The following is a 24,613-nucleotide window of genomic DNA, read 5'->3' on the forward strand; positions in this document are numbered from 1 at the left end:
TGTTTATGCTTGTAACAGCGCCAATAAAGCTTGTTCGTCTAAAACGGTAACGCCCAGCGTATTGGCTTTTTCCAGTTTGCTGCCGGCAGCTTCGCCTGCTACGACGTAGTCGGTTTTTTTCGACACGCTGCCGGAAACTTTGCCACCAGCTGCTTCAATCATGGCTTGCGCTTCATCACGCTTGAGCGTGGGCAATGTGCCGGTTAAGACGAAGGTTTTACCGGCAACAGCGGACGGTATATCGGCTATCGTAACAGTTTCAGACGGCATATGCGCCAAAAATTGCTGCATGGTCTTTAAAAGCGACGAATTGCGGGTAACGCTGCGCCAAGCCTGCCAGTCGGCGCTTAGGGCTTTGTCGTTTAATAAACCCTCTATGCTTTTTCCCGCCAGCTCCCACAGCGCAACGGCCTTGTTTTCGCTGATTTTGAAATCGGGCAGACGGCTGATCCATTTTTCCGGCGTGACATATTGCGCCAGCGGTAGGGTAACGGTTTGATTTTTGGGCGCAACGCCAACGGTTAATAATTCGTCTATCATCGCCTGCTGCTCGCTTTGAGCGAAGAAATGGGCAATGGAGCGGGCAACCACCGCGCCGATGTCGGGCAGACAGGCCAAAACCGGTTCCGGCGCATGGCGCACGTTTTCCAAACTGCCGAAGGCTTGCGCCAAAACTTTAGCGGTGCGCTCGCCGACATGCCGGATACCGAGAGCGAAGAGGAAGCGCGCCAATTCGGGCTGTTTGCTCGCTTCAATACCGGCAAGGATATTTTCCGCCCATTTGGTCGGCTGCTTTTTATTGCTGTCTTTTACATTATCCAGCAATAAATCATCGGCGTGTTCGGCGGTGTTTTCAGACGGCATTGCCTCGGCCTGTTCCTTCATTTTTTGCAAAGTCGGAATATCGAGGCGGTACAAATCGGCGAAATGCCGCACCAAATCTTGCGCCACCAACTGCTCAATTTGCTTCTGACCCAAACCGTCGATGTCCATCGCTTTGCGTGAAGCAAAATGAATCAGCCCTTGCGCACGCTGCGCTTGGCACAGCATACCGCCGCTGCAACGCGCCACCGCTTCGCCGTCTTCTTTTTCGATCGCGCTGTGGCAAATAGGGCAGTGTTCTGGGAGGCGGTAGGGCGGATACAGCGGAACTTGTCGGGCATGTTCAGACGGCCTCGCTTCGGCAAACAAATCGTCTTGCAGGCCGTCTGAAATTTCTATTTTTTCGTCAATCGTTTGTATCGGCCGCCGCTCGAATACCACGCGCACCACTTCGGGAATCACGTCTCCTGCGCGGCACACCACCACGGTATCGCCGACGCGCACGTCTTTGCGCTGCGTTTCGCCTTCGTTGTGCAAAGTGGCGTTGGTCACGGTCACGCCGCCGACAAATACCGGCTGCAAACGTGCCACCGGCGTCACTGCGCCGGTACGTCCAACCTGCACGTCAATCGCCTCCACCAGCGTCAGCGCTTCTTCGGCGGGGAATTTGTGCGCAATCGCCCAACGCGGGGCGCGCGAGATAAAGCCCAGCGTTTCTTGCTGCGCTAGGCTGTTGACCTTGACCACCATGCCGTCGATTTCATAAGGCAGGGTAGGGCGTTTTTGCTGCATTTGCTCGTAAAAAGCCAATACTGCGGCTATATTCGGGAAACAGGCGTAGTTACCGTCTGGCAGGCTGAAGCCTAAATCATGCGCATACGCCAGCTCGTCCATATGACTGGAGAGCGTGCGGCCGCCTTGCTGCTGCGCAATGCTGTAAGCGAAAAAATGCAGTTTGCGCCTCGCGGTGATTTTTGAATCCAGTTGGCGCAGGCTGCCGGCGGCGGCATTGCGCGGATTGGCAAACGGCTTTTGATTATGCTCGGCTTGGCGTTGGTTAAGAGCGGCAAAATCGGCTTTCAACATCAACACTTCGCCGCGCATTTCAATCAATGCGGGTACATCGTCACCATGCAGGCGCAGCGGGATATTGCTGATGGTTTTGGCGTTTTGCGTAACATCTTCGCCGCTGGTTCCATCGCCGCGCGTGGCGGCTTGCACCAACACGCCGTTGCGGTAAAGCAGGCTGATGGCAAGGCCGTCAAACTTCGGCTCGATGACATATTCGGGCGTTTCCGGACCTAAACCACCGCGCACGCGTTCGTCAAACGCATACATTTCGCTGTGGTCAAACACGCCGTTTTCGTCTTGCGGCGAAAAGGCATTGGTCAGCGACAACATCGGCACTTCGTGGCGCACGCTGGTAAAGCCGCTCAAGGCTGCACCGCCGACACGTTGGGTCGGGCTGTCGGGCTGCTTAAGCTCGGGGTATTCGCGTTCCAAGGCTTCTAATTCGCGGAACAGACGGTCGTATTCGGCATCGGGTACGCTGGGCGCGTCTAGGGTGTAATATTCGTAGCCGTAGCGGTTGAGCAGGGCAGTGAGGTGTTGGATTTTTTCGCTTGGGGTCATGATGTATGGGATGTTTCAGACGGCCTGTTTGATAGGTTATAGCCGTCCCGTTAGCTTGATACAGCGTTGCTGCGCCTTGCTCAAAGGGGGGCTTGACTAAGCTGCCGAAGCAGCAAGTCTCGCCGACCCGTACTACTTGTACTGTCTGCGGCTTGCTGCCTTGTCTCAAACCAACGAAACGACTATATTATTCACATAAATAAAAAGGCCGTCTGAAAATAAAATAAACAGTTTGGATTGTACCTGAAAATCGCTAAAAAAAGCGGATATGCCGAAAAGACATACCCGCTTTTTATATTGCAAACCGGTTTAGGAGAACAGACGCAGAGCGGCTTTGCTACCCGGCTTGATGCCGACTTTCTGCATCTCTTCCTGACGCGCCAACACATATTGGCGCACATCGCGCAGCCATTGGGTAGAAACTTCTTCCAATTTGTCGTTAACCAAATCCAAGCTGAGTTGGCCGGAAAGTTTGACGGCCAAGTCCATAAACAAATCAAAGGTTTTTTCACCGGCCGGTACATGCGGAATATCAAACAGCATGCTGAAACCGCGATAGGCCTGATTGTCGAGCAGGGCGCCGGTAAAGGCGGAATTGTCCAGCGCGGCGATGGTGAAGATGGTGTTGTTGTGTTCGCCCGGATATTGGAACGTACCGTTTTCCGCCAACTGGAAGCCGGTGCTTTCCACGGCAGAGCGCAATTCTGTTCCGCTGATGCTGGAGCGGGAAACCAAGTGGATGGCGATGGTTTGATCGACGCGCACGCAGAAATCGTCTAAGGCTTGCGCCACTTCGGTAAAGGCGCTGATGTCGGTATGGCGCACTTTGCCGCCGATTAATTGCGCAAACGCATTCACTTGCTGGTCAAATTGCACCAATTCTTCCGCAGAAGCCAAACCGTTGCGGCTGACGGCCTGCAAACCCATCACAAAGCCCTGGTAGTACACGCCCGGAATCGGTTCGGCCACTTGGAAGTGGTCGTCCATGGTGCAGCCGATGATTTGGAAACGGTGGCGGTTGGAGAGGCGGGGCAGGGCATGCAGCTCTTGCGCTTTATCCAAGGCGATGTAGGCCAGATAATCGAAACGCGGGTCAAACCACGGCAGCTCGACTTGCGCCAGCTCGTCCAGGCTGACCAAAGGTTGCGGTGCAGCAGCGGCAGCGGGCGCGGCAGAAGCCGCCACCGGCTCGGCGGTTTGGGTGGTGATTTGGTTGTTGAGGCCGATAACGGTATGCTGAACCGGCTCGTGGCTGAAATCATCGACCATACCCAGTTCGACATCGGTTTTGATGGTTGAGGGTTTGGCCAGTTTCGCTTTGGCGGCGAAAATCTCATCCTGCTCTTGCAGTTGGCGCAGCGCTTCTTCCTGCGCTTTGGACGGCTTTTTCATAAACAGGCCTTTGCCACTCTGCCCTTGCTCTTTACCGTCGCGCACGCTTTTGGTTTTGCTGGCCAACAGCGCGTCTTTGTCGGAATGGCCGAACTGCTCGCGCACCTGCTTGCGGTATTGGTTTTCCTGATACATATTGTAGGCAATTACGGCCAAAATAACGGCCAAGCCCAAAACGATAATCACCATGGTATTGTCACTTTTCTAAAGGGAAAAAGGCGGCGGAGCGCACGATTGGGATAAACTTTGACAATTATAACGAAAATCGGCGCGGCTGACAGCATTCGGCCGGAAAAGGCCGCAGGCCGTCTGAAAAATGCGGCGTTTATGCCGATAAAGGCAGGTTTGGGGGCAAACGGATTAACGCACTACCGCAAATCCTGCTGCTTCCAACCGCGCCCAATCGAAAAAGTGACCGGGGTCGGTTTTGCGGTCGGGGGCGATGTCCTGATGGCCGGTTACGGCGCGAATCGGGTAGTGTTCTGCCAATGCTTTCAGTAAAACGGCTAAGGTTTGATATTGCGCTTCGGCAAACGACTCGAAATCGCAGCCTTCCAATTCGATACCGATGGAAAACGCGTTGCATTTTTCCCGCCCTTGAAACGAGGAAATACCTGCGTGGTAGGCCATGTCGTCGCAAGAGACAAACTGTACGGCTTCGCCCTTGCGGTCGATAAAAAAATGGCTGGACACACGCAATTCGTGTATTACGCTGAAAAACGGATGTTCGGCGGGGTCTATCCGGTTGGTAAACAGCTTTTCCACCGCGCCGCTGCCGTATTCAAACGGCGGCAGGGAAATATTGTGCAATACCACCAGCGAAACGGCTTCTCCCGCTTCACGCGGGCAGAAATTGGGGGAGATGGTGCGGCGGGCGGGTGTCCACCAGCCCTGCTGCCAAGTTGGATTGCTCATTTTTTCAGACGGCCTTACTGTAAATTAGGGGAAGAATGCTAAGAGTTCGGGTATACTACCGCCCGAAATTCACATTCCGAATCCTACCATGTTGAAAAAATTGTTGAAATGGCTGGCCGTGGTTTTTGTCGCTTTGGTGGCGGTGGCAGCGGCGTTGCTGTTTATCCCGAAAGACAACGGCAAAACCTATCGCGTCAAAATCGTGAAAAATCAGGGCATTTCCTCCGTCGGCCGCAAGTTGGCGCAAGACGGTATCGTATATAACCGCCATGTCTTGACAGCTGCCGCCTATGTCTTGGGCGTGCACAACCGCCTGCACACGGGTAACTACCGCCTGCCGGCCAAAGTCTCCGCATGGGATGTCTTGCAGAAAATCCGCAGCGGCCGCCCCGATTCGGTAAACGTGCGCATTGTCGAAGGCATGCGTTTTGCCGATATGCGCCGCATTATCAATGCCACCAACGACATCGGCCACGAAACTCAAAACTGGAGCGACGCGCAGATTATGCAGGCCGTGGCAAGCGAACCCTTGAGCCAGAATCCGGAAGGGCAGTTTTTCCCGGATACTTATGAAATCGACGCCGACAGCAGCGACGTGCAAATCTATAAAACCGCTTACCAAGCCATGCAGCGCCAATTAAAAGCGGCATGGGACGAGCGCCGCAGCGGGCTGCCGTATCAGAATCCGTATGAATTGCTGATTATGGCCAGCTTGGTGGAAAAGGAAACCGCACATGCGGACGACCGCTCGGACGTAGCGGCCGTGTTTATCAACCGCTTGGCTTCGGGCATGCGCCTGCAAACCGATCCGACTGTGATTTACGGCATGGGCGCGGCGTATAAAGGCCGTATCCGCAAAGCCGATTTGCGCCGCGATACGCCTTATAACACCTACACCCGCGACGGCCTGCCGCCGACGCCGATTGCCTTGCCGGGCAAGGCCGCGCTGGAAGCGGCTGCCCATCCGTCAAACGAAAAATACCTGTATTTCGTGTCGAAAATGGATGGTACAGGCTTGAGCCAGTTTAGCCATAATTTGGACGAACACAACGCCGCTGTGCGCAAATATATTTTGAAAAAATAAGCAGTTTACATTTTTCAGACGGCCCCTTTTTTAAGGGCCGTCTGAAAATCTTTCGGGAAGGCCGAATGATATGAAAGCACAATTCATCACGCTCGACGGCATAGACGGCGCGGGCAAGTCCACCAATCTGGCGGTCATGCGCCAATGGTTTGAAACGCGCGGCCTGTCGGTATTGTTTACCCGCGAGCCGGGCGGCACGGCGGTGGGTGAGGCCTTGCGCGAACTGCTGCTTAACCCCGCCACCCAAGTCAGCCTGCGCACCGAAACCCTGATGATGTTTGCCGCGCGGCAGCAGCATTTGGAAGACGTGATTCTACCCGCTTTGGCGGCGGGGATGAATGTGGTGTCCGACCGCTTTACCGACGCCACGTTTGCCTATCAGGGCGGCGGGCGCGGTGTGCCGCTGGCGGACATTGAAATTTTGGAAAACTGGGTGCAGCAGGGCGTTCAGCCGGATTTGACGTTGCTGTTGGACGTGCCGCTGGCGGTGTCGATGGCGCGGATTGCCGGGGCGCGGGAAAAGGATCGTTTCGAGCAGGAGCAGGCGGATTTTTTTACCCGCGTGCGCGATGTCTATCTGCAACGCGCCGCCGCAGCGCCGCAGCGCTATGCGGTGATTGACAGCAACCGCAGTCTGGATGAGGTCAAAAGCAGTATTGAGCAGGTATTGAGCCGACACTTCGGCTGCTGATTGGATAGACACAAAGGCCGTCTGAAAATCATTAAGGGTTTTCCCTTGTAATGATGTTCAGACGGCTTTTTTTGTATTTTATTACATTGTATGTAGTTTTATTTTAAGCAAGCGCTTAAGCCGTTTTGTGAGGGGGTTATGTTCAATATCCTTATGATTTCAGGATAATGCCTAAAAATGGAGTTCGTTTATTATCAAACAAATGTGTAATTTCCCTAAAATAAAAATACAAACCTGACTTACATCAAAAAAATTTGTACTAAAATTACTTATACTTTACCTCATAAAATTCCTATCCCCCTTACCTTATGTACATTTTCAGGAGATTTCCTCATGAACGCACAGACTGACAACACCATCAGCCCGGCTAAGGCCGAAGTTAACGGTTTGGTCGAACGCGCATTGGTTGCCTTGGATAAATTCCTCGAGCTGAACCAAGAGCAGGTTGACTACATCGTCGCCAAAGCTTCCGTTGCCGCTTTGGACCAACACGGCGTGTTGGCGCAGCACGCGGTGGAAGAAACCGGCAGAGGCGTGTTTGAAGACAAAGCCACCAAAAACCTGTTTGCCTGCGAAAACGTGGTGCGCCGCTTGCGCGATTTGAAAACCGTCGGCGTCATCAGTGAAGATCCCGTTACCGGTATTACCGAAGTAGCCGATCCGGTGGGTGTGATTTGCGGTATCGTGCCGACTACCAACCCGACTTCCACTACTATCTTCAAAGCATTGATTTCTTTGAAAACGCGCAACCCGATTGTGTTTGCGTTCCATCCGTCTGCGCAGAAATGTTCCGTTCACGCCGCGCAAATCGTGCGCGATGCGGCGATTGCCGCCGGTGCACCGGAAAACTGTATTCAATGGATTGAAACCCCTTCGATGGAAGGCACGTCTTCTCTGATGAAACACCCGGGCGTGGCTACTATTTTGGCCACCGGCGGTAACGCGATGGTGGAAGCCGCTTACTCTTGCGGCAAACCGGCTTTGGGCGTCGGGGCGGGCAACGTACCGGCTTATGTGGAAAAAACCGCTAATATCCGCCAAGCCGCCAACGACATCGTGTTGTCCAAATCGTTTGACAACGGCATGATTTGCGCCAGCGAACAGGCCGCGATTATCGACAAAGAAATTTACGATGACGTCGTGAAAGAAATGAAAAGCTACGGCGTGTATTTCGTCAACAAAAAAGAAAAAGCCCTGCTGGAAGAATTTGCCTTCGGCGTGAAAGCCAACAGCAAAAACTGCGGTGGTGCCAAGCTCAACGCCAATATGGTGGGCAAACCGGCGGCATGGATTGCCGAGCAAGCCGGTTTCAGCGTACCGGCCAATACCAATATTCTGGCAGCAGAATGCGCCGAAGTCGGCCCGGTCGAGCCGTTGACCCGCGAAAAACTGTCGCCGGTGTTGGCAGTGTTGAAAGCCAATACCACCGAAGAAGGCTTGAAAATGGCCGAGCAAATGGTGGAATTCGACGGTTTGGGTCACTCCGCCGCCATCCACACCGCCAACAATGAGCTGGCCAAAGAATTCGGCACCCGCGTCAAAGCCCTGCGCGTGATTCACAATTCTCCTTCGACTTTCGGCGGTATCGGCGACGTGTACAACGCCTTCCTGCCGTCATTGACCCTGGGTTGCGGCTCTTACGGTAAAAACTCCGTTGGCGGCAACGTCAGCGCGGTCAACCTGCTCAACATCAAAAAAATCGGTCGTCGGAGAAACAACATGCAATGGTTTAAAGTCCCTGCCAAAATCTACTTTGAACGCAATTCCATCCAATATCTGCAAGATATGAAAGAATGCGAAAAAGTGGTGATTGTGACCGACCGCTCTATGGTGGATTTGGGCTTCGTTGACCGCGTGACCGAGCAGCTGCAACTGCGTAAAGACAAAGTGATTTACCAACTTTTCTGCGATGTCGAACCCGATCCGAGCATTGATACCGTGCGCAAAGGTGCCGACTTGATGCGCAGCTTCCAGCCGGACACCATCATCGCCTTGGGCGGCGGTTCTGCCATGGACGCAGCCAAAGCTATGTGGCTGTTCTACGAGCGTCCGGAAGTGGATTTCCGCGATTTGGTGCAAAAATTCATGGACATCCGCAAACGCGCGGTACGTTTCCCCGAATTGGGCAAAAAAGCCAAATTCATCTGTATTCCGACCACTTCGGGTACCGGTTCGGAAATTACCCCGTTTACCGTGATTACCGACGGCGATAAAAAATACCCGATTGCCGACTACGCGCTGACCCCGACCATCGCCATCGTTGACCCCGAGTTCACCATGACCGTGCCCGCCAGCGTGACCGCCGATACCGGTATGGACGTGCTGACCCACGCGGTAGAAGCCTATGTGTCCGTATTGGCCAACGACTTTACAGACGGCCTCGCGCTGCAAGCCATCAAGCTGGTGTTCCAATTCCTCGAACGCTCTTACAAAAACGGTGCGTCCGACCCCGAAGCGCGCGAGCGTATGCACAACGCCTCCACCATCGCAGGCATGGCCTTCTCCAATGCCTTCTTGGGCTTGAACCACGCGCTGGCGCACACCATCGGCGGCCGTTTCCACACCCCGCACGGCCGTACCAACGCCATCCTGATGCCGCACGTTATCCGCTACAACGGTACCCGTCCGCAAAAATTATCCGTATGGCCGAAATACAATTTCTACCGTGCCGATGAGCGCTATCAAGAAATCGCCCGCGTATTGGATTTGCCGTGCAGCACCCCGGCTGAAGGCGTGGAATCCTTTGCCAAAGCCTGCGCCGAACTCGGCCGCAAAGTCGGCATCAAAATGAGTTTCAAAGATCAGGGCTTGGACGAAAAAACCTATATGGACGCCCGTCACGAAGTCGCCCTGCGCGCCTACGAAGACCAATGCGCCCCGGCCAACCCGCGCCTGCCGCTGATTGCCGATATGGAAGAAATCCTGACCAAAGCCTATTACGGCGAGTAAGTTAAGCGGTTTTGAAATAAGGCCGTCTGAAAAACATCTGTTAAGGTGTTTTCAGACGGCCTTTTATATTTTGTAGGTTATAGGTTAAACGTCGTTTCTGCTAACCAGCGTTTTGGCCGTGGAGGTTTTTCATCCCGTTTTTAGCTTTTGCTGGTATTGGGATGATCGGTGTTCGCAATATATAAAATAAAAGGCAAACAGCCGATTAAAGCTGTTTGCCTGTGGCAGGGGCTGAACGAACCAAACTAATTAGTGTGAGACGCTTTTGATGGCAGCCACTTTGTCGTCTTCAAACGGCGGATAACGCAGCGGTAAATCTACCCAGCTTGCGCCGGTAAACACGCCTTTTTCATGCGAGAAGGTGCGGAAGCTGTGTTCACCGTGATAGCCGCCCATGCCGGAATCGCCCACGCCGCCGAAGGGCAGGTCATGGTTGAGGATGTGCAACATGGTATCGTTGACGGTAACGTTACCGGAGGAAATCTCGCTCAACAGACGGGTTTCGTTGGCTTTATTTTCGGTGAAAACATACATTGCCAACGGTTTCGGGCGGGCGGTAATCTGAGCAATAACTTCGTTTAATGACTGATAAGTCAGCAGAGGCAGGATGGAGCCGAAGATTTCGTCTTCCATCACAGGGCTTTGCCAAGTAACACCGTCCATTAGGGTCGGGGAGATTTTCAATGTCTCGTCTTGGAACTGGCCACCGGCCAAGATATTGCCATTATCCAAAAAGGCTTTGACGCGTTCGTATTGGCGCTGGTTGATGATGTTGGGGTATTTGGGATTTTGGCTGGGGTTTTCGCCGTACAGCTCGGTCAGTTGCGTTTTAAATGCGTTCACAAAGCGCTCTTTCACGCTCTCGTGTACAAACACATAATCCGGAGAAATGCAGGTCTGGCCGGAATTTAATGCTTTGCCCCACAAAATGCGTTTGGCCGCCAATTCAACATTGGCAGTTTCATCAACAACGCATGGGCTTTTGCCGCCCAATTCCAATGTTACCGGGGTCAGATGTTCGGCGGCGGCATGCATCACGACATGGCCGACTTTCACGCTACCGGTAAAGAAAATATAGTCGAATTTTTCAGTCAAAACAGCGGTGTTAACATCGCGTCCGCCGCCGCCCAATACGGTGAAATATTCAGGTGCAAAGTATTCAGCCGCCATTTTTTCCATCAGCGCGGAGGTGTTGGCGCAATAAGCAGAGGCTTTTAATACCACGGTATTACCCGCCGCCAATGCGCCGACAACCGGGGTGAGTGACAAGTTAATCGGGTAATTCCACGGAGACATATTCAGCACCACGCCGTAAGGCTCGCGCAGAATATGGCTTTCTCCGGGCTGCAATAAGACCGGCACACCAACTTCACGCGGCGCGGCCAGGCGGTCGATATTGTCCAGCATATATTGGACTTCGCTCAAGACCGGGTTGATTTCGGTGAGATAAGCCTCAAAACGGGATTTGTTTAAATCTTGATGCAGCGCTTCCAAAATCGCGTCTTCATTGTCGCGTATCATTTTGGCAAAGTTTTCCAACTGCGCTTTACGGAATGCCAGCGGTTTGGTGGCTTGGCTGGCAAAAAATTCGCGTTGTTTTTGAACCAATTCAGGGATGTTTCTCATTGAATGCTCCTTTTGATGTTGAGGGAGGGGGTTATTCATCGTATGGCGGTATCCAGGCCAAGTTGCGGTATCTAGCCTTTCCCACGCCCAAACCTGCTTGGCAGGTAGCATGTTGTAAATACCCATAAATAACCCAGTTAATCATACGCCGTCCCATACGGGGAAACTTGTTCAATCCTACGTTAAACTTGCCTATTCCTACCAAAAATGCCACACTCTTTCGGATACAAGGAAAGCTAAACCCATGATTGAAACCATTATCACGCAGATACAACGTCATGCTGAGTACAACAAAATCCAGCAATCGGCAATTAGCGATTTAATTTTATACCGTGCGGATTACCTGACGGAAAGCTTGATTTATATGCAGCAAGCGGGTGTATATGCGGTATTTCAAGGCGAAAAAGCATTTCGTATCGGACAGCGACACTTTCATCTGCGTGCGGGTGATGTCATTCTTCATCATACCAGCCTGCCGATTATTATCAACAGCTTAACCGCTAGCGCTGACAAACCCTATTTGGCTCTGTGCTTCAAACTCAATGAAGCAGAACTAGGTAAATTGGTGCGTCAAATGCCAGAAGGCCGTCTGAAAAAACAAACTGCGCAGGCTAACCATATCCCTATTTCTCCCGAATTGACTTCTGCTTTTTCCCGCGTGCTCAATCTGCTGGATATGCCCGAGGATACCGATATTTTGCTGCCCCTTTTGCGGCGGGAAATCCACTATTACTTGCTCAAAAGTCCGCTGGGCGGGCAGTTGGCAAAGTTGTTTGACCAGGGGCGCCGCTTCCAGCCCGTCCGCCAAGCTGTTCAATGGTTGGAAAATCATTTCACCGAACCGCTTAATGTTGAAATCTTGGCCGCCGAAGTCGGCATGAGCCATACTAATTTTTTCCGCTGTTTCAAAGAAATGACCGGATTCAGCCCATTGGAATATCAAAAAAGCCTGCGCCTGATGGAAGCGCGTCAACTGCTCAAGCAAGGCCGTCTGAAAGTTACTACCGCCGCCTTCCAAGTCGGCTACGAAAGCGCCGTCCAATTCAGCCGAGAGTATCAGCGCTATTTCGGAACCTCACCCAAGCAAGACCGTATTGCCAAGCTGTAAACCCTAGTATTTTCAGACGGCTTTTTGTGACAAGGAGAGTGGGATTATAAAATTCGGTGTGGTCGAGGAGCGTCGGGAATCATCCCGCACTACATCAGTTACCTCCTTACCGTTATTTAACGGGTATGCACACGCTGTTTTGCATGATAGAATTACAGCCCGTTACAAAGTAGGCAAAAGCAGAGAAACGCCGTTTTTCGCGTTTGCCGCTGTAACGCTTTTCCGCCGTTCAGACGGCCTTTTGTTTAAGCTCAACCCCGCACGTCAGGATTGTATCCATGTCTAACACATTGAAAGAAGCTGCATTACAGTTCCACGAATTCCCTGTTCCGGGCAAAGTGTCCGTTACCCCGACCAAATCGCTGGCGACCCAGCAGGATTTGGCGTTGGCCTATTCGCCGGGCGTGGCCTTCCCCTGCCTGGAAATTCAAGAAAAACCGCTGGATGCCTACAAATACACCGCCAAAGGCAATCTGGTCGGCGTGATTTCCAATGGTACGGCCGTCTTGGGCTTGGGCAATATCGGCGCTTTGGCCGGCAAACCGGTGATGGAAGGCAAGGGCGTATTGTTTAAAAAATTCGCCGGTATCGACGTATTCGATATTGAAATCGACGAAAAAGATCCGCAAAAACTGGTGGACATCATCGCCGCGCTGGAGCCGACTTTCGGCGGCATCAACTTGGAAGACATCAAAGCGCCCGAGTGCTTCTATATCGAACAAGAATTGCGCAAACGCTGCAAAATTCCCGTATTCCATGACGACCAACACGGTACCGCCATCATTACCGCCGCTGCCGTATTGAATGCGCTGCGCTTTACCGGCCGCGACATTGCCGAAGCTACTTTGGTCTGCTCCGGCGCGGGCGCAGCGGCGATTGCCTGTCTGAACCAGCTCTTGGCCTTGGGTTTGAAACGCGAAAACGTAACCGTATGCGATTCTAAAGGTGTGATTTACAAAACCCGCGAAGACAAAGACCGCATGGACGAGTCTAAAAAATTCTATGCCGTTGACGACAACGGCCAGCGCAATCTGGCCGACGCGGTTGCTGGTAAAGACATCTTCTTGGGTCTGTCAGGCGCCAACTTGCTGACGCCGGAAATGCTGCAAACCATGAATGCCAAGCCGATTGTGTTTGCCATGGCCAACCCGAATCCGGAAATCCTGCCGCCGCTGGCAAAAGAAGTGCGTCCCGATGTGGTTATCGGCACCGGCCGTTCTGACTTCCCGAACCAGGTCAACAACGTATTGTGCTTCCCGTTTATCTTCCGTGGCGCGTTGGACTGCGGTGCAACCACCATCAACGAAGAAATGAAACTGGCCTGCGTTTACGCGCTGGCAGACTTGGCAATGGAAGAAGTGACCGACGAAGTGATTGCCGCTTACGGTCATAAATTTGAATTCGGCGCCGATTATCTGATTCCGACTCCGTTCGACTCCCGCCTGCTGCTGCGCGTAGCCAGCGCAACCGCAAAAGCAGCGATGGAAAGCGGCGTGGCAACCCGTCCGATTGCCGATTTGGATGCGTATGCAAAAAAATTGAGCGAAATGAAGCTGTAAACCTGAATAATGATTTAGGTTAAGTGTTACAAAGGCCGTCTGAAAAATTAAATTTTCAGACGGCCTTTTTTTAGGTGGTTTTGATTGTTTAAGTGTCGCTGCCTTTCAAATCACGGGTATAGACTTTGTCTGCGACATCGGCCAAATCTTCACTTAGGCGGTTGGCCACGATAATATCGGCACGGCGTTTGAATTCAGTTAAATCTTTAACAACGGCAGAACCAAAAAATTCGCTGCCATCGTAAGTCGGCTCGTACACGATAACGGGAATACCATGCTCTTTAATACGTTTCATGACGCCTTGGATGCTGGAGCTGCGGAAGTTGTCCGAACCGGATTTCATGGTCAGACGGTACACGCCGACAACGGCGGGATGGTGCTTCAAAACATCTTCGGCGATGAAATCCTTACGGGTACGATTGGATTCGACCACCGCACCAATCAGGTTTTGCGGAATGTTTTTGTAGTTGGCCAAAAGCTGCTTGGTATCTTTGGGCAGACAGTAGCCGCCGTAACCGAATGAGGGATTGTTATAGTGGCTGCCAATGCGCGGATCGGCAGACACGCCATCAATGATGTGCTGAGTATCCAAATCTGAAGCGGCGGCAAACGAATCTAATTCGTTGAAAAAAGCTACGCGTAGTGCTAAGTAGGTGTTGGAAAACAATTTGATGGATTCAGCTTCCGTTGGATCGGTCAAGATAATTTGCGCATCCGGTTTTAAGCTACAATCGCGCAAAGCCTCGGCAAAGTGTTGTGCCGCTTCGTTGGTATCACCGACTACAATGCGCGAAGGGTGTAGATTGTCATATAAAGCTTTGCTTTCACGCAAAAATTCCGGTGAAAAAATAATACGGTCAGTATGGAATTTTTCACGCATTTTCATTACGAAACCAACGGGGATGGTAGATTTGATAATCATCCATGCCGTCTGATTTTGGGCTAGGGCGGCAGATAATACGGATTCTACCGAGCTGGTGTCAAAATAGTCGGTATCCGGGTTATAGTCTGTTGGTGTTGCAATAATAATGTAGTCGGGGTCGGTATAAACTTCGTCGGCATGAACGGTTGCGCGCAGATTCAATGGCTTGGTGGCTAAATATTCACTGATTTCTTCATCTTGAATCGGCGATTGCTTCTGATTAATCAATGCGGTTTTTTCTTCGCTGACATCCAGCAGCAAAACTTCGTGTTTTTGGGCAAACAGGACAGCATTGGATAAGCCGACGTATCCGGCGCCCACAACGGTGATTTTCATAATATTCCTTACTTTTCACAATGCGAGGCTAAACGGCTCTCGCAGATTTCCAATAATGTTTCGGTTGTGTGAGTACGGTTTTCAAATAATGTGCTGATGTCAATATGTCGTGCCAAGCTTAGGGTAATGTAAATTTCCACGGCTTCAGCATCATTCGGTCGATTACGCAAGAATTGTGTTTTAAATGCGTCTTCATGTACTTTTAATGCATTGATGTCGTTATATTGGCGTAGCGCAAATTCTTGGATATGCGCAAGATAGTTGCCGGCATCTACGGCAGCCTGGCCTTGGCAGACTAAATCCAAATCAAACAGAACCATGTGTCCAGGATGTCCGTGCCGCTCAAGAATTTGGTCTTGGTAAAAGTCGCGGTGAATGCAAACAGGCGTTGTTTCCGGCAAATGGTCAATTAATGTGGCGCAAGCGGCGGATACGGCGGCAATGCGCTCGGCCAGTTGTGGCAGTTTGTTTTGCGCGTCTGCCAGCCTTTTTTGCAAAATAGCCAATTCGTGTTGCGGCGTATGGAAGGGCAAATCCAGCTGATTGGCAACATTGCTTTGGTGTAAAGCGGACAGCGCATTGGCGACGGCTTCTCCAAGAAATTTCAGACGGCCGTTTTGCGGCAGCAGCATATCGCCGATGGTTTCGCCGCTAATGCGGTATTGAAACCAGGTGTTGAGTTCAGGTATCGCTCCGGCTACTTTGGGCACGCCTGTTTGCGCTTGATCGTTTAGGCCAGATTGCCAAAGTTGCTTTTGAATGCGGTAGGAGCGTTTGTCCAAACCTTTGGCACGGTATTTGCCAATCAGATATGGGTTGTCTTGGGAATGGCTGGCAATGGCGTAATTTACCAACGCACGGCGTTTGATTTTGTAACGGCGCAAGGAGGCAGAGACAACGCTTTCGTGTTCGGACAGGATATGCTGCCCACTTAAAAGATGTTGCATTTTATGTCTGTTCAGCAGCGTATCCAGCATGGGGTCTGCATCGAAATTCACCGTTTGGTTTGATGGTTTTTCAGACGGCCATTCGGATGAAGCGAGTAGAAGTTCTACACGTTGCAACAGCAGCAGTACGTATTGATCCCAGCGTGGCAGGCGTTTGCGGAAGGGTTCGGTTGCCAAGCGCAACATGGCTGAAGCGGTAAACCAAACCAATCCGGTCAAATCGTTTTCGCTTTTTCGCCGGTAGGTTGTCAGCAGTTCGCCGATAATGGTGTCCGCTTGCCAGCGCGGTAAAATACCTTCGATAACCTGTAACTCCAATCGAGCCTGGAAGGTTGCCAAATCCATCAGCGGGTGGCCGTAGGCAGAGCGATCCCAGTCTAAAATATGCAGCTTGGTTTCTCCGTGGCGACTTTCTCGGCGGATAACTTGATCTAACGAAAAATCGCTATGAATCAGGGTGAAACGCTCCGGTAATTCAGCCAGATTCTGTTTGACGCGGAAAGATAAATTTTCAAACCAGGCCGTCTGAAGCGGCAGGATGTGTTTAAACGTATTTGCCACGCCTTGTAACGCTTGAATTTCCTCTGCAATACCGTAGCAAGTCGGATGACGGTAGGTCGCTGCATGGATACGGCTGAGTTTGCGGGCCAGCTCGCGGGTAAGCTCGGCATCAGGCGGCGTTCCGTGTTCGGGGCACAGACTACGGCCTTTTTGCCATTTGGTCGCCAATGTGCAACTGGTGCCATCTGCGCCCAGCAGTAGTACACCGCCGTGAGATACGCCGAAAGCATTGCCAATCAGCATTTTGGTAAATTCATCTGGGCTGGCGCTGCGTAGGATGGCAATCGGATGACCATGACGGCTGACCCGTGCGACAAGGCGACGCTCGGGTTTATAGCGGAGGATTTTGACGTCTGGTTCATCTCTGTCTGTTGCTGGGAGCGAGCAGGCTCTTAAAATATGCCGACGGTGTTTTTTGCTGGTTAGCCATTTCAGATGGCCTATGCCCCGGTCATACATAGGGTGTTGCAGAATGATACAGACGTCGGGTAGAGCATAAGGCACAAACTGTCCACCGACCTGTAATGCTTTTTGCACTGATGATCGGTTCCATGATTCTTTAAAACGCGTTTGCGTCAGCGCTTTGGCGTAATAAAAGTATTCGCTAGCGTCAGCCAGTTTGATGTGCAAGGTACAGGCGCAGCTGGTGGCCGGTTTGTAGCGTAGGTATTGGATTTGCGCACTTACCGCCTGTTTAAACGGTTCGATTGTTTGGAGCGTTGCCAGCAGTCTTTCGGTATCCAATAAAATGGCTAAACCCGGTAGCGCTGTATCGTTAGCAATAATGTTTTGGTCTGCTTCAGTCAGCATTAGAATCCTTGTCTGCTTATTGAATCTGTATTTTCCACCAAGCGGCGTATTGTCCGTTTTTACGCAGCAACTCTTCATGGCTGCCCTGTTCGGCAACAATACCGTCTTGCATAAAAATAATGCGGTCTGTGGTGGCGGCAAAGGCCAAATCATGGGTAATCATGACCGTGGTGCGCTGCTTCATTAGGTTGTGCAGCGCGTTAATGACATGGCTTTCGCTTTCTCGGTCAAGTCCGACGGTGGGTTCGTCCAGCACCAAAATGGCACTATGACTAATGGCCGCACGCGCGATGGCAATACGCTGGCGTTGGCCACCGGAGAGCGAGCCGCCGCGTTCGCTCAAGACTGTGTCGTAGCCATCGGGCAGGGCGCTGATAAAATCATGTGCATTAGCCAGTTTTGCGGCGGCAACGACTTCTTCTTCTGTTACTTCGCCTGCGTTGTGCAGGGCACCCAATGCGATGTTGTCGTGTACGCTTAATGCAAACAACAGGTTTTCTTGCGGCACGACGGTAATTTGTTTACGCATGCTGGTTACGGTGTATTCCTGAATATCATGACCATCTATGCGGATGACGCCGCCGGTTGGTTCGTAAAGACGCAGCAACAGGCTGGTAATGGTGGTCTTGCCTGCCCCCGACGGCCCGACAATCGCAACGCTTTCACCGGGCATAATGTGAAAATCTATGCCTTTTAAAACAGCCATATTATTGCTACCGCTATCTTGATAACTGAAACGGACATGGTCAAAACAGATGTCGCCTTTGACTTGGGTTAGTTCCTTGGCATCCGGTTTGTCGGTAATGTCAGGTTGTTCGTCCAGCAAATCGACAATCCGTTCACCGGCAGCCAAGGCTTTAGATAGGCGTGCCGTATATTTGGCGTATTCTCGTACCGGACGGAAGGAGTTATTGAGGTAAGACATAAATACAATCAATTCACCCGGTGACATTTTGCCGTCCAATACGACATTCGAGCCGTAAAACAAGACGATTGCGGTGACGAATGCCACCAAAATATCCACGCGCCGTTCCAGACCAGCAGCCAGCCGTTTGGATTTGACCTCTTGCTTGCGGCTTTTTTTATTGTTGCCTTCAAAGCTGCGGATGGTCTCATCTTCTAGAGACAGCGATTGGATGGTTTTGATGGAGGCGATGTATTCCGAGGCTTTTGAGGCCAAGCTGCCTTCTTTTTTCCGTTGTTCGCGGCTAACCTGATGAATGCGTTTTCCTGAGCGGCTGGTGGTCAGCCACAGCAGGGGCAGGGAAGCGACGGATAATAAAGTCAGCTGCCAGTTGAGCACAAACATCACGCTGAGCATGCCTGTCAGCACAAAAATATTGGCCAGCATGGGCATTAGGGCGGTGACGACCGCTTCACGCAGCATGCCGACATCGCTAACCAAACGGATGGTTAAGTCGCCGGTCTTAGCTTGCGAGTGGAAGCGCATAGACAGACCAAGTAGATGCGTGAATAAATCACTGCGAACGCGGGATAAAATGCGGCTGCCGGCCATAGAGAGGCCAACGGTACTGAAAAAATTACCCGCCGCCATCAGCAAGGCAATAACCACAACTGCAATGGCACAGGCCATCAACAGGTACTCGTTGTCAATAGTGCCAAGCGATACGTTGAACAGACTGGTATTAAATTGGATATTGGTGACAGCTGGTTTTGTTCCGATACCGCCATCTAGTTTATCCACATGCTCAACGACTTCTACCAAGATATGATCCACCGCAAATGCCAGTGGCAGCGGTTTGAGCAGGCGGACAAATGTTGCCGACAGCAACGACACCAAAGAGCCTGTAATCAGCCAACGCTCCGGTTTGATATAATCTTTGAGGCGGTAGGCGACTTTGCCCCAAGAGCTGTTTTTGATGGAAAAACGGCTGAAAAAATTCCGGCTTGTGTCTTTATCCATGCACATTTCCTATTACTGCTTTTTCAGACGGCATTGACCGGCAATATCTTGGATACGTTCGACGACCGAAAGCCAGCTGTGTTCTTGCTCGGCAGTTTGGCGCGCAGCCAAACCCAATGCTTGTAAACAGTTGGGTTGGTTAATCAGTGTTTGGATACAGTCTGCCATCGCAGTCGGATTTTCCGCTTCAACCAAAATGCCGTTGATGCCGTCTGAAACCACATTTTCAAGATGGCCGACGCGTGTAGCCACCACGGGAATGCCTGCTGCCATGTATTCATAGATTTTCAGAGGTGAAAAATAGAAATTGTCCATCTGCGGATAAGGCGCGACGGCAATATCCATTTGTCCCAGCCAATGCGGTACGTCTTCAGGTTGTACTGCGCCGGCAAAGGTAACGGCATCCAATAGGCTGTTGGAGGCAATGTTGCTGTGGATTGATTCATATTCGGGACCGTCACCGACAATCAGCAGACGCACGTTTTGACCGCGTTGGCGCAGCAATGTCCAAGCGTCAACCAACGTTGCCAAGCCGTGCCACGGTTTCAAAGTTCCCAAGAAACCGACAGTAATATTGTCTCCTGCTTCCAGACGGCCTAAGCGTTGCGCGTTGCCTTCCGCTGCCACCGCAAAACGCTCAAGCGATACGCCGTTGGCAATCACGTGTACCCGGCCTTTAGCCTGCTCGAATGTTTCCAAATACTGTTTGACACCAGGAGAGACGGCAATCATGGCATCAGCCAAGCCGAAAACGGTTGCGGCAATCTTCTGCGCTTCTGCTTCTAAAGGCAGTTCGCGGTGTTTTTTCTGCTCTTCAATCAACGGTGCATTGACTTCCAATATGCCTGTACAACCGTTTTCGCGGGCAAAACGCATGCCCGCGTTACTCCATAGGGAATAACGTTCATAAACCCAATCAAACGGCGCTTCTTCCGCTAAACGCTGAAGTAATTTTTCATTGGCTGCTAAAGCCGCTTGCGCGCGAACTTCTGCAGAATTTTTCGGCAATTTGTCTAATTTCACGATTTTGACGCTTTGCAACGCTTCCGGTACCTCACCGCCCAAGCGTTGGGCAAACAGGGTAACGTCTAATCCTTTTTGCAACATGCCTTTGATGACTTCCTGCACATGGACGGACGCACCTTTGGTACCGAATACAGGAATGCCGGGATCGGCGCAAATATAGGCTACTCGCATGGCAGGCTCCTTATTTCTGACTGGTAACGGCGGCAGTGAAAATTTGGCGCAGCAGAGATGCATTGCGGTCTTCGTCAAATTCACGTTTGATTAAGGCTCGGCCGTTGCGGGAGAAGGTCGCGCAGAGTGCAGAATCTTGCAACAGGCGTTGCATGGCTGCGGCTAAGGCTTGCGGATTGCGTTCTGGTACACACAGACCCGTTTCTCCGTCTTTAACCAATTCAGGAATCCCTGCTACTTGAGTGGAAATAACCGGCGTGCCCAAAGCCATGGATTCGAGTAATACAGTAGGCAAACCATCGCGGTCGCCATCTTCACTGATGACGCAAGGCGCAACTACCATATTGGCGTGTTTCATCATATTGATAATGTCTGGTTGCGGCATCGGGCCAACCATCTTGACGATGTCGCTAATGTTTAAGCGTTGGATTTGTGCCTCTAATTCAGCTTGAAGGGAGCCGCCGCCAACCAGCGTACAATGCACAACGAGGTTTTGCTGTTTCAACAATGCCAGCGCTTCAAGCAAAACATCGAAACCTTTTTTGATGACCAAACGGCCGACGGCCAAAATATGTGGTTCGCGTTTACTAAATGATTCGTAGGGAAATTTACTTAAATCCATGCCATTGTAAATACGGACGGCTTTATCGGCATCTTGGCCGTATTCCTGTTTTAAATAAGCCAAGTTGTAATCGGATACAGTTACCGTCGCGAAAGCATCGCGCATTTTTTGTGCCAAACCGGTGGATTCTTCATATTGGAAATAAATATCTTTGGCATGCGCAGTAAATGTATAGGTAATTTCGGCAAACAGCGCGGCTAAGCGGGCAACCGTTGTTGCTTGCGTGCCAAAATGTGCATGCAGGTGTTGAATGCTGCGTTCTCGGATGATGAGGGCAATGGAAATACTTTGTGCCAATTCATGCACCGTACATTTGGCACATGCCAGTTTTTCAGAAAAGCCAGGCAACTTAGCAAAGCCTTGTTGAATCAGCTGCCATACAGCTTCCGGTTTGTGCTGCTTGTGATTTAAACGCGTAACGGGTGCGCGTACTTGGGAAATACCGTCTTGGAAATGGGTTTCTTCTACTGGGCCTAAAGCGAAAATATCAATTTTGGTTCCGGCGCGCTCATGCGCCAGAATTTCGTTGACCACAAAGGTTTCGGAGAAGCGGGGATAACGTTTTAGGATATAGCCGATATAAGGTTGCGTTGAAGTAGGGTTCATCATGTTTTCTTTGATGGATAATTAGGTTAGGTATTGATTGATGAGTATAAAGGCACGTATTGAGCTGTTAGGTCGTCATGCTGCCGATTATTTGCGCTATTTCGCCAACGACGCGAGATAAGCCGTCAAAGCATAATACCTCGCGAGCATTAGGTTGTTGGGGCGTTTGCTGTATCCAAGCGCTTAAGGCTTCTGGTGTTAGCTTATCTGGATGCAAGCAGTCAATTAGCCCCATTTGCGCCAGACGAGACGCGCGAATCCATTGTTCGGTTCGTGGTTTAATACGCGGTACAATCAGCGCACGTTTGTGAAACGATAAAATTTCAGTAGTAGTGTTGTAACCGCCCATGGCCATAATACATTCGGCCCCTTGCATGATTTTTAACGGCTCTGGTACAAAATCCACTACTTTAATTTTTTGACGTACTGCTGCCATTGCATGCAGCTGTTTGCGTTGGTCTTCCGGCATTAAAGCACCGGTAATCAGTAGGCCGTTCCAATTTTCGGGCAAAGTGGATTGCACAAAGGCTTGCGCCAAGGCGAAACCGTCTTGACCGCCGCCGACAACGCAGAGTGCATACGGGGAAGCGATTTCCATTAGAATGGTATCCAGACCGTTTTCTTCTTTGCGGCGGCTTTGGTCAAGGTAGCCGACATAGCGGATTTTTTCGACAATGTCGCTGGGTAATTGGTATTCTTTAGCAAAATCATAGAGATTAGAATCGCCATAGACCCAGATGGTAGAAAAATACAAGCGGATAATTTCAATATTTTTGAGTTTTTTCCATTGGTTTAACACTGCTTCCGGTTCATCGATAATATCGCGAACACCTAAGACAATGTGTGTACCTCGGCTGGCCAGTTCGGGCAGGATATTATCCAGTTCATTCATCGCGCCGCGAGGTACGTTATCAATCACCACAATATCTGGTTCAAAGGCTTCCAAAGCCGCATGCAAGATATTTTTACGGATGTTGACCAGACGTTTGACGTCTTTACCGAGAGAGCGGGGAAGATATTTGCCATCAGAAGTCTTGAAATAAGTCGGCAAGGTAACGCTATCGGCACCTTTGGGTAATTTGAAAGCGCCGGACTCGCGTACGCCGGAAAGCAATAAGACTTCGGCATTAGGGAAATTTTCTAAAACGGATTGCGCCAGCAGCATGTTGCGGCGGATGTGCCCCAGCCCCATTGTGTCATGTGAGTAAAAAGCAATTCTGGGGGGGATGTTTTGGTCTTCTGATGGGAGTGTCACAGCGGTATCTTTCTGACCTGGCAGCGCATTTTCAGACTTTCGAGGGTTGGGGAAAACGTCTGATTTATGCCTATGTTCTTAAATAATCGAAGGAAGTTTGAAAGATTGATTATACTGCGGTGAAAAATCTTTTTTCTATTACGAAAATTTAATAAAACTAAATAAATTTAAAGAAATTCATTTAGAATTGATAATTTTTAATGTAATTAGGGGCAACTTTTTCTGTTAAATAAGATTAATCGCGTCTATCTTTGTTTTTTTCCGTTCGTTTTTGGAATGTTAGGAAAAATTTAAACAGCGTATTTGAAAAAAGATAGGTGCTTTAAGTCGAATGGCATGGAATATGCGGTTGGTTTGGTAGAGATGATTATCAGGCGGGGGCAGGCGTTGATTAGAAACTTCACTCAGGATAAACTGCGGTTTTATTTTTTCAATCACATTATCGAAGCGGAATCAAACCGATATGAAGCAGAATAAATCCGTTTTTTTATTGCTAACCGCTATGACGGCGGCACCGGCGTTTTCTGTCACGCTGTTTGAGAGTGAATCGACCGGAACCAAACTTGATTTTGTTGGCTCAGCACGTATCAAATGGGAAACGACGGCCGACAAGACGACAGACGTGCGCTCAGGCAGTATTACCAAAGAAAGTAAAAATCATCCACTAACCAATGACGGTTCACGTTTTGGGTTTAAACTAAACCAATCGTTAAGTAAGGATTTTTACGGTATTGGGCGTGTGGAATGGCGTTTTCGAGGCAAAGACAGTAATGGCAATGACAGCCCCTCGAACCATGATTTTGACCATCTGTATGCCCGCCAGTTGTATGCCGGTGTCGGTCATAAAAAATACGGCGAGCTGACCTATGGTAATCAAACAGTCATTACGGATGAGGTAAAGCAAACTGACTTGGCCAATAGCTTAAGTTTGAGCGACGGTTTGTTGGCATCAGGTGCTCGCCGATCTATCCAATATAAATACGACAACAAAGATTTAGGGTTGAAAGCCGGTGTGTTTTATGGCGGGCACAGTCCGCGCGGCAATAATGGCTTGAGTGAAGATCGTAAGGATATTTGGGGTGTCGGCGCGATTAAGAATTTTAAAATTAACGATGATAACGAGCTTGTTTTGGCTTTGGGCACGACCCGCGAGCGTTTCAATCAGTCGGAAGATTTTGATTACACCCGTACTGCCTACGCTTTCGGCAGCGCCTATACCTATCGCGATACCACCTTCGGCTTGGATTTGGAACGCCGCATCCGCAAAGATGAGGAAGAACAGGGCTACAAACGCACCAACGATGAACTGCGCACGGTTGTGTACCAAAAGCTGACCAACGATTGGCGCGCCTATGGCATGTATGCCTATAAGAAAGAGAAGCGCGAATATACTGATAGCGCCAACCGTAAAGAGAAGCAGCACCAATTCATGTTGGGCACAGAATATTATCTTATTCCGAAGGGAAAACCTTTAAGTGTAAAGACGTTTGCCGAAGTGCAAACCACGAATACCAAGTCTTACCGCAGGGGTGAGTTGCGCACCAAAGAGCGTAATTACACCACCGTTGTTGGTTTACGTGCTTATTGGTAAAGTGATACGGCGCTGAAATTAAATAAGGCCGTCTGAAAAGTACAAACGCGAAATCAAAGATTTC

General features: G+C 50.6%; 16 protein-coding genes. 6 read left to right on the plus strand and 10 right to left on the minus strand.

Features of this window, described 5'->3' with window-relative positions:
* Positions 1-3 precede the first annotated feature (3 nt).
* The 3 genes from ligA to ampD all read right to left on the minus strand — a co-directional run bounded on the left by ligA (position 4) and on the right by ampD (position 4,761).
* Positions 4-2,454: an NAD-dependent DNA ligase LigA gene (ligA, locus tag J2T37_RS03890; protein ID WP_253353880.1), complete on the minus strand. Its 2,451-nt coding sequence runs from the start codon at positions 2,452-2,454 to the stop codon at positions 4-6.
* 309 nt (positions 2,455-2,763) lie between these two features.
* Positions 2,764-4,035 carry a cell division protein ZipA C-terminal FtsZ-binding domain-containing protein gene (locus tag J2T37_RS03895; protein WP_253353882.1) on the minus strand — a complete coding sequence of 424 codons (1,272 nt, stop codon included), beginning with the start codon at positions 4,033-4,035 and terminating at the stop codon, positions 2,764-2,766.
* Between the two features lie 171 nt (positions 4,036-4,206).
* Positions 4,207-4,761, minus strand: a complete 555-nt coding sequence (gene ampD / locus J2T37_RS03900; protein WP_253353884.1) for a 1,6-anhydro-N-acetylmuramyl-L-alanine amidase AmpD — start codon at positions 4,759-4,761, stop codon at positions 4,207-4,209.
* An 88-nt stretch (positions 4,762-4,849) separates the two neighbouring features.
* Between ampD and mltG the strand changes: the two genes are divergently transcribed.
* The 3 genes from mltG to adhE all read left to right on the plus strand — a co-directional run bounded on the left by mltG (position 4,850) and on the right by adhE (position 9,485).
* A complete protein-coding gene (mltG, locus tag J2T37_RS03905; protein ID WP_253353885.1) occupies positions 4,850-5,845 on the plus strand; it encodes an endolytic transglycosylase MltG in 996 nt (331 codons plus the stop codon).
* Positions 5,846-5,915: 70 nt separating this feature from the next.
* A complete protein-coding gene (gene tmk, locus J2T37_RS03910; protein ID WP_253353886.1) occupies positions 5,916-6,536 on the plus strand; it encodes a dTMP kinase in 621 nt (206 codons plus the stop codon).
* Between the two features lie 333 nt (positions 6,537-6,869).
* Positions 6,870-9,485, plus strand: a complete 2,616-nt coding sequence (adhE, locus tag J2T37_RS03915; protein WP_253353887.1) for a bifunctional acetaldehyde-CoA/alcohol dehydrogenase — start codon at positions 6,870-6,872, stop codon at positions 9,483-9,485.
* Between the two features lie 249 nt (positions 9,486-9,734).
* On the opposite strand, the gene J2T37_RS03920 is transcribed toward adhE, so the two are convergent.
* Positions 9,735-11,111, minus strand: a complete 1,377-nt coding sequence (locus tag J2T37_RS03920) for an aldehyde dehydrogenase family protein (protein WP_253353888.1) — start codon at positions 11,109-11,111, stop codon at positions 9,735-9,737.
* A 244-nt stretch (positions 11,112-11,355) separates the two neighbouring features.
* Between J2T37_RS03920 and J2T37_RS03925 the strand changes: the two genes are divergently transcribed.
* Positions 11,356-12,219 carry an AraC family transcriptional regulator gene (locus tag J2T37_RS03925; protein WP_253353889.1) on the plus strand — a complete coding sequence of 288 codons (864 nt, stop codon included), beginning with the start codon at positions 11,356-11,358 and terminating at the stop codon, positions 12,217-12,219.
* Positions 12,220-12,497: 278 nt separating this feature from the next.
* Entirely contained in the window at positions 12,498-13,778 is a 1,281-nt protein-coding gene (locus J2T37_RS03930) for a malic enzyme-like NAD(P)-binding protein (RefSeq protein ID WP_253353890.1), read from the plus strand.
* A gap of 88 nt (positions 13,779-13,866) precedes the next feature.
* On the opposite strand, the gene J2T37_RS03935 is transcribed toward J2T37_RS03930, so the two are convergent.
* The 6 genes from J2T37_RS03935 to J2T37_RS03960 all read right to left on the minus strand — a co-directional run bounded on the left by J2T37_RS03935 (position 13,867) and on the right by J2T37_RS03960 (position 22,958).
* Positions 13,867-15,036: a nucleotide sugar dehydrogenase gene (locus J2T37_RS03935; protein ID WP_253353893.1), complete on the minus strand. Its 1,170-nt coding sequence runs from the start codon at positions 15,034-15,036 to the stop codon at positions 13,867-13,869.
* Between the two features lie 8 nt (positions 15,037-15,044).
* Positions 15,045-17,354, minus strand: a complete 2,310-nt coding sequence (locus J2T37_RS03940) for a phosphotransferase (protein ID WP_253353895.1) — start codon at positions 17,352-17,354, stop codon at positions 15,045-15,047.
* Positions 17,355-17,370: 16 nt separating this feature from the next.
* On the minus strand, positions 17,371-19,278 hold the full coding sequence (locus tag J2T37_RS03945; protein ID WP_253353898.1) for an ABC transporter ATP-binding protein: 1,908 nt from the start codon (positions 19,276-19,278) through the stop codon (positions 17,371-17,373).
* Between the two features lie 12 nt (positions 19,279-19,290).
* On the minus strand, positions 19,291-20,475 hold the full coding sequence (locus J2T37_RS03950; protein ID WP_253353900.1) for a glycosyltransferase family 4 protein: 1,185 nt from the start codon (positions 20,473-20,475) through the stop codon (positions 19,291-19,293).
* A 10-nt stretch (positions 20,476-20,485) separates the two neighbouring features.
* Complete coding sequence (locus J2T37_RS03955; protein ID WP_253353901.1) at positions 20,486-21,703, minus strand: glycosyltransferase family 4 protein; 1,218 nt, start codon at positions 21,701-21,703, stop codon at positions 20,486-20,488.
* A 67-nt stretch (positions 21,704-21,770) separates the two neighbouring features.
* Positions 21,771-22,958, minus strand: a complete 1,188-nt coding sequence (locus J2T37_RS03960; protein ID WP_253353902.1) for a glycosyltransferase family protein — start codon at positions 22,956-22,958, stop codon at positions 21,771-21,773.
* 463 nt (positions 22,959-23,421) lie between these two features.
* Here J2T37_RS03960 and J2T37_RS03965 point away from each other — a divergent pair, with 463 nt between their 5' ends.
* Positions 23,422-24,549, plus strand: coding sequence for a porin (locus J2T37_RS03965; RefSeq protein WP_253353903.1), 1,128 nt, complete (start codon positions 23,422-23,424; stop codon positions 24,547-24,549).
* The last annotated feature ends 64 nt before the right edge of the window (positions 24,550-24,613 follow it).

The sequence above is a fragment of the Neisseria perflava genome (genome assembly GCF_024170405.1).
Classification (GTDB): Bacteria; Pseudomonadota; Gammaproteobacteria; order Burkholderiales; family Neisseriaceae; genus Neisseria; species Neisseria perflava_B.

Excerpts from the sequence above, each read along its gene's own strand:
- ligA (WP_253353880.1), bottom strand. The coding sequence starts at position 2,454 with ATGACCCCAAGCGAAAAAATCCAACACCTCACTGCCCTGCTCAACCGC.
- J2T37_RS03895 (WP_253353882.1), bottom strand. The coding sequence starts at position 4,035 with ATGGTGATTATCGTTTTGGGCTTGGCCGTTATTTTGGCCGTAATTGCC.
- ampD (WP_253353884.1), bottom strand. The coding sequence starts at position 4,761 with ATGAGCAATCCAACTTGGCAGCAGGGCTGGTGGACACCCGCCCGCCGC.
- mltG (WP_253353885.1), top strand. The coding sequence starts at position 4,850 with ATGTTGAAAAAATTGTTGAAATGGCTGGCCGTGGTTTTTGTCGCTTTG.
- tmk (WP_253353886.1), top strand. The coding sequence starts at position 5,916 with ATGAAAGCACAATTCATCACGCTCGACGGCATAGACGGCGCGGGCAAG.
- adhE (WP_253353887.1), top strand. The coding sequence starts at position 6,870 with ATGAACGCACAGACTGACAACACCATCAGCCCGGCTAAGGCCGAAGTT.
- J2T37_RS03920 (WP_253353888.1), bottom strand. The coding sequence starts at position 11,111 with ATGAGAAACATCCCTGAATTGGTTCAAAAACAACGCGAATTTTTTGCC.
- J2T37_RS03925 (WP_253353889.1), top strand. The coding sequence starts at position 11,356 with ATGATTGAAACCATTATCACGCAGATACAACGTCATGCTGAGTACAAC.
- J2T37_RS03930 (WP_253353890.1), top strand. The coding sequence starts at position 12,498 with ATGTCTAACACATTGAAAGAAGCTGCATTACAGTTCCACGAATTCCCT.
- J2T37_RS03935 (WP_253353893.1), bottom strand. The coding sequence starts at position 15,036 with ATGAAAATCACCGTTGTGGGCGCCGGATACGTCGGCTTATCCAATGCT.
- J2T37_RS03940 (WP_253353895.1), bottom strand. The coding sequence starts at position 17,354 with ATGCTGACTGAAGCAGACCAAAACATTATTGCTAACGATACAGCGCTA.
- J2T37_RS03945 (WP_253353898.1), bottom strand. The coding sequence starts at position 19,278 with ATGGATAAAGACACAAGCCGGAATTTTTTCAGCCGTTTTTCCATCAAA.
- J2T37_RS03950 (WP_253353900.1), bottom strand. The coding sequence starts at position 20,475 with ATGCGAGTAGCCTATATTTGCGCCGATCCCGGCATTCCTGTATTCGGT.
- J2T37_RS03955 (WP_253353901.1), bottom strand. The coding sequence starts at position 21,703 with ATGAACCCTACTTCAACGCAACCTTATATCGGCTATATCCTAAAACGT.
- J2T37_RS03965 (WP_253353903.1), top strand. The coding sequence starts at position 23,422 with ATGAAGCAGAATAAATCCGTTTTTTTATTGCTAACCGCTATGACGGCG.